Annotated in this window: 9 protein-coding genes; 4 read left to right on the forward strand and 5 right to left on the reverse strand. The window is 44.9% G+C overall.

Going from position 1 to position 8798, the window contains the following annotated elements; genetic code table 11:
• Nucleotides 1–21: 21 nt before the first annotated feature.
• Nucleotides 22–657, reverse strand: coding sequence for an imidazole glycerol phosphate synthase subunit HisH (gene hisH, locus RTP55_RS09845; protein WP_159675682.1), 636 nt, complete (start codon nt 655–657; stop codon nt 22–24).
• A gap of 175 nt (nt 658–832) precedes the next feature.
• Here hisH and RTP55_RS09850 point away from each other — a divergent pair, with 175 nt between their 5' ends.
• Both RTP55_RS09850 and RTP55_RS09855 read left to right on the forward strand, forming a co-directional pair.
• Nucleotides 833–1816 (forward strand): DnaJ C-terminal domain-containing protein, encoded by a 984-nt coding sequence (locus RTP55_RS09850; protein ID WP_099833316.1) that lies wholly within the window; start codon nt 833–835, stop codon nt 1814–1816.
• Nucleotides 1817–1929: 113 nt separating this feature from the next.
• Nucleotides 1930–2256 carry a chaperone modulator CbpM gene (locus tag RTP55_RS09855; RefSeq protein WP_050325155.1) on the forward strand — a complete coding sequence of 109 codons (327 nt, stop codon included), beginning with the start codon at nt 1930–1932 and terminating at the stop codon, nt 2254–2256.
• A gap of 101 nt (nt 2257–2357) precedes the next feature.
• Here the strand turns inward: RTP55_RS09855 and RTP55_RS09860 are convergent, their stop codons facing one another.
• The 4 genes from RTP55_RS09860 to lptF form a co-directional block, all read right to left on the reverse strand.
• The gene (locus RTP55_RS09860; protein WP_312385829.1) at nt 2358–3179 is read right to left on the reverse strand and encodes a DUF305 domain-containing protein; all 822 of its coding nucleotides are present in this window, start codon (nt 3177–3179) and stop codon (nt 2358–2360) included.
• A gap of 202 nt (nt 3180–3381) precedes the next feature.
• Complete coding sequence (locus RTP55_RS09865; RefSeq protein ID WP_312385831.1) at nt 3382–4047, reverse strand: DNA glycosylase; 666 nt, start codon at nt 4045–4047, stop codon at nt 3382–3384.
• 1 nt (nt 4048) lies between these two features.
• Complete coding sequence (lptG, locus tag RTP55_RS09870) at nt 4049–5122, reverse strand: LPS export ABC transporter permease LptG (RefSeq protein ID WP_203171281.1); 1074 nt, start codon at nt 5120–5122, stop codon at nt 4049–4051.
• On the reverse strand, nt 5119–6234 hold the full coding sequence (gene lptF / locus RTP55_RS09875; protein ID WP_050772855.1) for an LPS export ABC transporter permease LptF: 1116 nt from the start codon (nt 6232–6234) through the stop codon (nt 5119–5121). The genes lptG and lptF overlap by 4 nt, the downstream gene beginning before the upstream one ends.
• Nucleotides 6235–6613: 379 nt before the next feature.
• Here lptF and RTP55_RS09880 point away from each other — a divergent pair, with 379 nt between their 5' ends.
• Both RTP55_RS09880 and RTP55_RS09885 read left to right on the forward strand, forming a co-directional pair.
• Nucleotides 6614–8128, forward strand: a complete 1515-nt coding sequence (locus tag RTP55_RS09880; RefSeq protein WP_312385832.1) for a leucyl aminopeptidase — start codon at nt 6614–6616, stop codon at nt 8126–8128.
• Between the two features lie 21 nt (nt 8129–8149).
• Nucleotides 8150–8617 (forward strand): DNA polymerase III subunit chi, encoded by a 468-nt coding sequence (locus RTP55_RS09885; RefSeq protein ID WP_312385833.1) that lies wholly within the window; start codon nt 8150–8152, stop codon nt 8615–8617.
• The last annotated feature ends 181 nt before the right edge of the window (nt 8618–8798 follow it).

The following is an 8798-nucleotide window of genomic DNA, read 5'->3' on the forward strand; positions in this document are numbered from 1 at the left end:
TTTTACTGTTGTTTTGAACAACTAAATTTTCCACTCCACAAAATTCTTCAATAGTTGCAACCCTGCGGTATGGCTTTTTTCGGGGTGGAACTGGGTCGCAAACAAATTATCTTTAATCACGCTGGCACAAAACTCAACGCCATAATCACAGGTTGCCGCCACAATCGAAGTATCAGACGGCACACAATAAAAACTATGCACAAAATAAAAATGGGTATTATCTTCAATCCCTTGCCATAGCGGATGCGCCAAATCCATATGGGTGATAGTATTCCAGCCCATATGCGGTACTTTAATGCGTTCGTTTTTATCATCTAGCCAATGATCATCAAAGCGTTTGACGTCACCACCCAGTACCCCTAGACAGTTTACCCCATCATTTTCTTCTGAGCGCTCAAACAACGCCTGCATCCCCACACAAATCGCCATTACAGGCTTATTAAATACAGCCGTTTTGACAGCATCAGCGATACCCGCTGCCTGCATCTCTGCCATGCAGTCGCGCATTGCCCCTACACCAGGGAAGACCATTTTGTCTGCCGCCGCAATGACTGCAGGGTCACGCGTGATCGACACATCAGCGCCCACTGCCGTCAAGGCTTTACCCGCCGAATGTAAATTACCCATGCCATAATCTAGCAATGCAACCTTTGTCATCTGTTATCCTGTTGTCAAAAAAAGCCCAAAACTGCGATTAAGCGCTGATATCACTTGGCGCTCATCATCGTCAATTACCAAAGAAGTTTTGAAAAATACCAAAATAGCCATTATATTAATATCATCACATTGCTGCGCGAATAGCACTATTCGCAAAATCGTAAGGACAATAATAATGGCAGAAAAAAACTATTATGACATTTTAGGCGTCGATAAAAAAGCCAATGAAGCAGATATTAAAAAAGCCTATCGCAAACTGGTGCGACAATATCACCCTGATATCAACGACTCACCCGATGCCGACGCAAAAATGGGTGAAATCAATAACGCCTATGAAACGCTCAAGGACGCTGAAAAACGCGCCCAATACGATCTGATGCTCGACAATCCTTATATGGGTCAAGGCTTTGGCGGCGGTCAGGGCTTTAATGCCAATATGAGCCAAGCGGATTTGGATGAAATCCTCCGTCAGTTTGGCGGTGGGGCTGGCGGTCGTCAGTCGCAAGGCGCGGGTGGCTTTAGATTTGATGATATTTTCTCGACATTCGGGGGCGGTGCAGGCGGGTTTTCAGACGGATTTGGTGGCAGACAGTCGCAACGCTCGACCAAAGGCGACGATCAGCACGCCGAGTTATCAATTGATTTGAAAGCCACTTATGAAGGCGATACCCGTAAAATTAGCCTAAATTTACCCATACAAACCGCGACAGGGCTGGATTATCAAACCAAGACTATTGAAGTCAAAATCCCCAAAGGTATTGCCGAAGGACAACAAATTCGCTTGGCAAAACAAGGCAATCCAAGCCCATATGGCGGTGATAATGGCGATTTGTACCTAAAAATTAAATTTAATCACCCAGACAATATCCGTGTAGAAGGCAAAGACGTGTTCCAAACGGTAGATGTTGCGCCTTGGGAAGCAGCCATGGGCGGTCAAATCACGGTCAACACGCCTGCTGGCAAGGTCAATGTCAATGTACCAAAAAATAGCCGTACTGGTACCAATCTTCGCCTTAAAGGTAAAGGTATCCCAGCTAAAGAAGCCGGTGATTTATATTTAAGTTTAAATATCGTGTTGCCAAAAATCGATACAGACGCAGATATCCAAGCGTTTGAAGCGTTCAAATCGGCATTTGCCTCATTTGTGCCAACGCGCTAATCTATTGATAATTAAGCGCTATTAATAACTAAGCAAAAAAAACAGGCAGTACAATAAAAAAAAATGACAAACAAGCACCAAACATAACTATAGATACACAACAGGAGTGCAACATGGCTCAAACCACCAATACGGATTTATCATTACGGTTAACCCTAGATGACTTGATTATGGCGAGTAGTTGGGATAAAAGCTGGGTATTAGCGCTAATGGATGAAGATATTATTTATGCTGAAACGCCTGCCATCGACAGCCAGCCCTATTTTAATAGCGCACAACTGACCACAGTGCGCCTTGCCTCACGCCTACGCCGTGATTTTGATGCCAGTCCGCAAGCGATTGGCTTAATACTATCGCTGCTTGACGAGCTAAGACCGCTTCGGCAGTTACAGCGGCAAATCACGCTCACGCGAATGGTTCATGATGTGGATGACAGCTAGCAAGCATCAAGTTAGCCAACATCAATTTGGGTGAATTTAATCCTAAAAAAGGGTGGGTTATCGCGCTATAATCCGCCCTTTTTATTTGCTACAGCAAACGATTATTGGGCGTACCCATGGTTACGGAGCCAATTTTGTAGAAGTTGAATTTCGGCTTGTTGGGTATCGATTAGGGTATTGGTAAGGCTACGCACTTTGTCATCGTTACCATATTTGGCAACCACTTGTGAGAACGCAATCGCGCCTTTATGATGAATCAGCACGGTTTGGGCAAACGCTTGGTCGGCGTTTTTAGTCATGACCGTGTCCACCATTTCTTGCTGCATATCATCGATAATACTATCGATTTCTTGCTGGGCTGCTACACTATCTGCCATCGGCTGATTAGGGTCCGCGGTGTTTTGAATCAGTTGCATGGCAAGCCAATTCTGTAATATTTGTGATTCATTTTGGCGTGAGCTAATAATGTCTCGGGCTAAACCTAGCAGTTCAGGATTTTTGCCGTATCGCTGCTCAATACTGGCAAGCGCGATGGTTTCATCAAAATGACTCAGCATAGCTTTGACAAAAATCATATCAGGCGAGATGGGTATATAGTCAAATTGATTAAGGGCGGTTGGTTCACTGGCTGCAGCCGCATCGATACTTGGCTGCTTGATGACAGTAAAATACGCTTCTTGATAGTCGTTGATGGTACTTGATGCCGGCATCACATAACCTTGCGCCAATTGACTGACGGTAAGCATGTTTTTATTGATTGCCTGTGTGTCTAATACTTGGGGCAATGGTTTATCATCGAATTCTTGGGGCGCGCTCACGGTGGCAGCGGTAGGGGGTGCTGGCTGCTGAGAATCAGATTGCTCACAACCAATCATGCTGATAACTGCGATGACAAGCAAGATTGGTGGTGCGGTGTTGGCCATGTATCGGCTCCCATGCCTTGATTTTATACGGTGTGTTTTGAAATGATGATTGTAAGCATTAACGGTAAGCGTTGACTGTCAGCATTGATTATCAGTCTTAGGCAAGAGTATAAAGTAGGGTCATCACAGTGACTATATCAATTGTGTCATGGCAGCTTGCTTATCATTTGCTAACTGCTGATTGTGCTAACTGGCGATTGTGCTAACTGCCGCTTGCGAGCAATATCCCCGCCAAAGTAAAAAACGCGCGATAAGCGGCTACTTTTTTCTCCAAGCTTTGCGGATAAGCGCGCGAGGTCGATGGCAACCGATAAATACCAAATGTTCGCCCAAAAGCGTTAACTTCAAGAAACTGATTGGTTTTTGGCAGTTTATAGGGTGTTTGACTGGGATCAAAATAGGGTGACGCGGGGTCACTGATACTTTGGTTGACCAGCGCTATCAGCACTTCTGTGGCTTTGCCACCGGTGGTGTAAATCCACTTGACCTGCTTTAGCTGTGCCAAAACTTTACCCAAATCAACCGTAGCAACCACGGTCAAATGTTCGTCAGCCGCATTGCCTTTTTCGCGGATGACGTGAGTGACTGAAGGACATTCACCGATGTTATAAGCCTGTAAAAATGCTTTGATTTTTTCGGCATCAAAGCGTTTTTCATCACCGACTCGAAAATAATCAATATCATCAAAAAACACCTTACCCATGATACGCCACATATCATTATAAAAATTGGGATAATGAAATGCCATGCACCATTTATCAGGTGTGGGCGGCATTGTACCCATCATCAAGACTTTGGTATCAGCAAAAAAGAAGTTACCAAACGGATGGGCTTCGACACGCGGGTCAGTCAATAAATCAGCAGACATATCAGTTTTTATTTCTAATTAAATACACGCCAAGCGCGGCACTGGCAATAATCGGTAACAGCACCATAAAAAACGGTGAAAATCCCGTGCTTAGACTGACAAACCCGACCAAATCTTGCAGATAACTAAATACCAAGCCAAATAAAAGAGCGATCACAATACGATAGCCCAAGCTTTGGTTACGCAAGGAGCCAAATACAAATGAACAAGCAACCAACACTAGCGATAGCATGGCAAGAGGCGCCAATAGCTTTTTCCAAAAGGCAACTTCATGCTCAAGCGAGCGGCGTTTGTCTTTGGCTAAGAGCTGTTGGTGCTGCCATAATTCGGTCACTGACATGTTATCAGGTCTGCGTGTTAACAGATAAATCGCTGACGGCTCAATGGGTAATTGCAGCGTCATAGTCGGGATGGTAGTCAACTGACTGTGCCCATCGGCGGCGATGGTTAATTGTTTGATTTGTTGCAGCTGCCAGCCCGATGTCTTATCAGCGGTATTTTGACTGACAAAGCTGCCGGTATCGGCCTGCAGCACTTGTTGGATATGGGCGTTGTCGTCTAGCTGCCAAACTTTGATATTTTTGAGCTCGCCTTTGGTATTGGCATGGTCAATATTGATGATGCGGTTGGCTTGTTTGTCCCAATAACCGTTGATGGCACTTGATAGCAAAGGTTTGTCATGCTTGACTTGGTGCGCTAACTGATTGCTAGTTGGCACTACATACTGCCCAAGCAACAAACGGATAATGACAAAAATAATCGCTGGTTGCATCACCCAACCGACTATTTTAAAGCGGCTGATGCCTGCTGCTTGAATCACCGTCAACTCACTGGTGTTGGCAAGCAAGCCTAGACCTACCACTGCGCCTAATAGTGTGCCAAATGGCATATAGTCGAGTAAATCACGGGGTGCACTATAGGCAATAAAACGCAAGGCATCTAAATAATTGTAATGGTCATTGAGATCCTGCAACTCTGCCAGATAATCAAAGACGACTTTAAGTAGCCAAAGACCAATGATAGCCCCTGTCATGGCAAAAAGCGCTTGTTTTTTAACGTAACGAGATAAAATCATGGCTGACCGCCTGCGGACAACTGACGACTTTGGCGACGATAGCGGACACGATGTACCACGCGGCTTTGCCAATTTAACAACAATGCAAATGCGATAAAACCAACGATTAGCCAAATATACGCGTACTCACTAATGCGCTCTTTACCAATGGCAGTGCGTAGCGAAATGATACTAATCGCACAGCTAGCAAATATGAGCACTGAAGGTAACAGACGAAGCCAGCGTCCTTGACGGGGGCGTACTTGTGCAAGCGGGGTAGCAAGCATCGCCGCAATGATAATCAGCCACGGCATGGTAAAGCGATAGCCAAGCTCGGCTTTGACTTCGGGTTTTTGGGTATGGGCGAGCAGTTTGGCAGTGGTTTGGGTTTCAACATTGGTTTCGGTAATTGTTTCGCTGGCAGGTTTTTCTAGGGTAATGCGATATTTTTCAAAACTGGCTTGGTTGTATTTGGCGTTGTTGGTGCCAAGCTCATAGCGACGACCCTGAAACAAATCCAGCTGCATTGAGCTATCCGTGTCTTTACTGGGTACTTGATAGGCGCGCGTGGCGGTGATGATAACATCGTTTTTGGCGATTTTGCCGCTTTTGTCGGTTTGCTGTTGCACCACGTATAGGTTTTTGAGTTCACGTTTTTCTTTATTAAACTCATCGACATACAGGTGATAGTTGCCACTGCTGATAAAGGTTTTTGGACGCACTAAATCAAGCAAACTACCGAGCGACTGGGTTTGCCAAATCTGCTTACTGTTAGACAGTCCCCATGGTTTTGCCAAAAGACTAATTCCCATTTGAAATATAAATAACCCAGTAATCAGCGGAATCATCAAACGCGTCAGACGACCGCGACTGATACCACTGGCAAACAGGACGCTCATCTCCTGATCCACGTACATACGACCGAGCACGAGCATCAGTGCGATAAAAAATGACAGCGGTAAAATTAGCTCAAGAAAGGTTGGAATGTTATAGCCAATAATGGCAAATAGCAAACCCACATCCAGCCTGCCTTCTGCAGCGATACCAAAATAGCGTATTAAGCGACCGCCAAGCATCAGCGCCATCAGAAATAACAGCACAATCGCAGTATTAGCGGCGACTTGTTGCGTCATATAGCGTCGTAATATCACAAGTAACCACCTAATATTACTCAAAAATTAATCAATTCAAACAGCTAGGGAAGTAAATGCCAATATTGTACGACATCATACCATTGAGCGCATCTGTTAATCGGCTATTTTAGCGCGTTGCCGAGAGATTATGAATATGAATACTGTAAGGTAACATTTCACAATGACTTTTCACCACCACTTTTTACAGCCGCTTTATCAAAGCCAATTTTTACAAAGACTTTTTACAACCGCATTTTACCCTACACAATGACGCCTGCTATTCCATCACGCAGTGATAACCCAATGCTATAACCCAAATACCATAATAGGTATGCTATGATAATAGTTATTTCTTGATAACAATAATTAAGGAGCTTAAATGAGTTTGACATTGACACTAGCGACCGCGCTTAAAAAAACGGTCAAGAACAGCTATCACGTGGTATTGGTAGATGACAATAGCCAAACTATGGGGCAACTAACGAGCGAACTACAAACCGCTGTCAGTCGCTTGATTGAAGCGAGTCGTTTTAAGGGTAAGCTTGCCGATACCGCAATCAATTATGGTACTGACAACAATGTGGGTTTATTGTTGGTTGGCGTGGGCAGTCAAGATAAATTAAACGGCGGTAGCTTGCAAAAAATTGCCAAAGCAATTTATGCAAGTTTGAGCCGTCTTACCAAATCTGCGGTGATTAGTTTAGGCGATAGTATGGATGAAGTGAGTTTTGGTCAGTTGGCGTTAGCCCTGTTGAATCAAAGCTATACCTTTGATATTTATAAATCGCAAAAAGCGGATAAACCGACGCTAAAAGACGTGACCTTATTGGTCAGTGCAGACAACCAAGCCGCGTTTGACAACCTACTACAGCTGCAGCAGGCGACTGCCCAAGGTCAATCACTCACCAAGGATTTGGCAAATCAGCCACCGAATGTATGTTTCCCTGCCTATCTTGCAGAGCAAGCGCAAAGCTTGGCAAATCAATACCCAGAGCTATTGACGGTCAAGGTATTGGGTGAAAAAGACATGCAGCAATTAGGGATGAACTGCTTTTTGGCAGTCGCTCGCGGCTCCGCGCATGAAGCTAAGCTAGTATTACTTGAGTACAATGGCAAAGCCGCCAAAAAAGACAAAACCAGCAAAACCAAAGGCAAAAAATCAAGCCTAGAGCAACCGATTGTACTTGTAGGTAAAGGCATCACCTTTGACAGTGGTGGTATCTCACTCAAACCAGGTCTGGGCATGGGTGAGATGAAATACGACATGGGCGGTGCAGCGGCAGTCATGGGCATGATTAAAGCGCTATGTGAAGCGCGTCTACCGCTGCAAGTCGTTGGCGCACTCGCTTGTGCGGAGAATATGCCATCAGGAACAGCGACTCGCCCTGGCGATATCGTCACCGCCATGAATGGTAAAACCGTCGAAATCCTCAATACTGATGCCGAAGGTCGTTTGGTACTGTGTGACACCTTGGTGTATGTACAGCGCTATCAGCCAAAAGTGATTATTGACATGGCAACCTTGACGGGGGCGTGTATTGTGGCGCTGGGTTATGTGCGCTCAGGTCTATACAGTAACAATGAAGATGTGATTTTTGAGCTTGAACAAGCTAGCGAATCAGCGTATGACCGTGTTTGGCACATGCCACTGGATGATGACTACCAAGAGCAGCTTAAATCCAACATGGCAGATATGCAAAACATTGGCGGTATGCCAGCAGGGTCAGTCACAGCGGCGTGTTTTTTATCCAAGTTTGTTGAAGATATTCCTTGGGCGCACTTGGATATTGCAGGGACAGCGTGGCAGTCGGGCAAAGAGCCAACCGCAACGGGTCGTCCAGTACCGTTATTGATGCATTATCTTTATCGCCAAGCTGCCCAAGATGCAGTCTAGGTGATAGGACGCTGACCCCTAATGATGGCATCACAAATTAGTTTTTATATTTTATCCCCGCAAAAAAAACAGCTGGCGTTCGTCTGCCAGCTGATTTCAACCGTGCTAGCCAAAAGCGAGGATAGCATTATCGTGGTGGCAGCGTCCGAGATATTACCCTCACTTGATGAGCGATTATGGTCATTGAGTGATGTGGCATTTATTCCCCACCAAATTATCCAGCGACTTGATGCCTTTTACCACCAAAAACTCCCTGCCAGTGTGGTACTTACTGATAATATCGAACTTGTCACCTTATTTGATGGCGTCGTCATCAATCTCACTAACGAAGCAATTGTAGATACCCAAGCTAGCCGCCTGCTAGAAGTCATCGACGCCGCCCCCGAACAGGTTGAAAGTGGTCGTCACAAATACCGCGTTTATCAAGCGAAATTACAAGCCCTAGCAACCAGCAGCCAGGCTACCATCCAAGTTTTTCAAATCCGATAACTTCTCTACCCAACACTTTGATAGCTTTAAATTAACAAGTTGACGATTTTAAAAATAATTTATGCAAATTGTTAAAAAATGTTAATATATCAGCCATTTTTGCGGTGAAATATTAAGAGGTTATTATCTGAAGTTACGCAGCCCTTTAAAAAAGCGCTATCATAACAAAAAAAGCAGTCAG

The organism is Moraxella sp. CTOTU47579, assembly GCF_032004885.1.
Classification (GTDB): domain Bacteria; phylum Pseudomonadota; class Gammaproteobacteria; order Pseudomonadales; family Moraxellaceae; genus Faucicola; species Faucicola tetraodonis.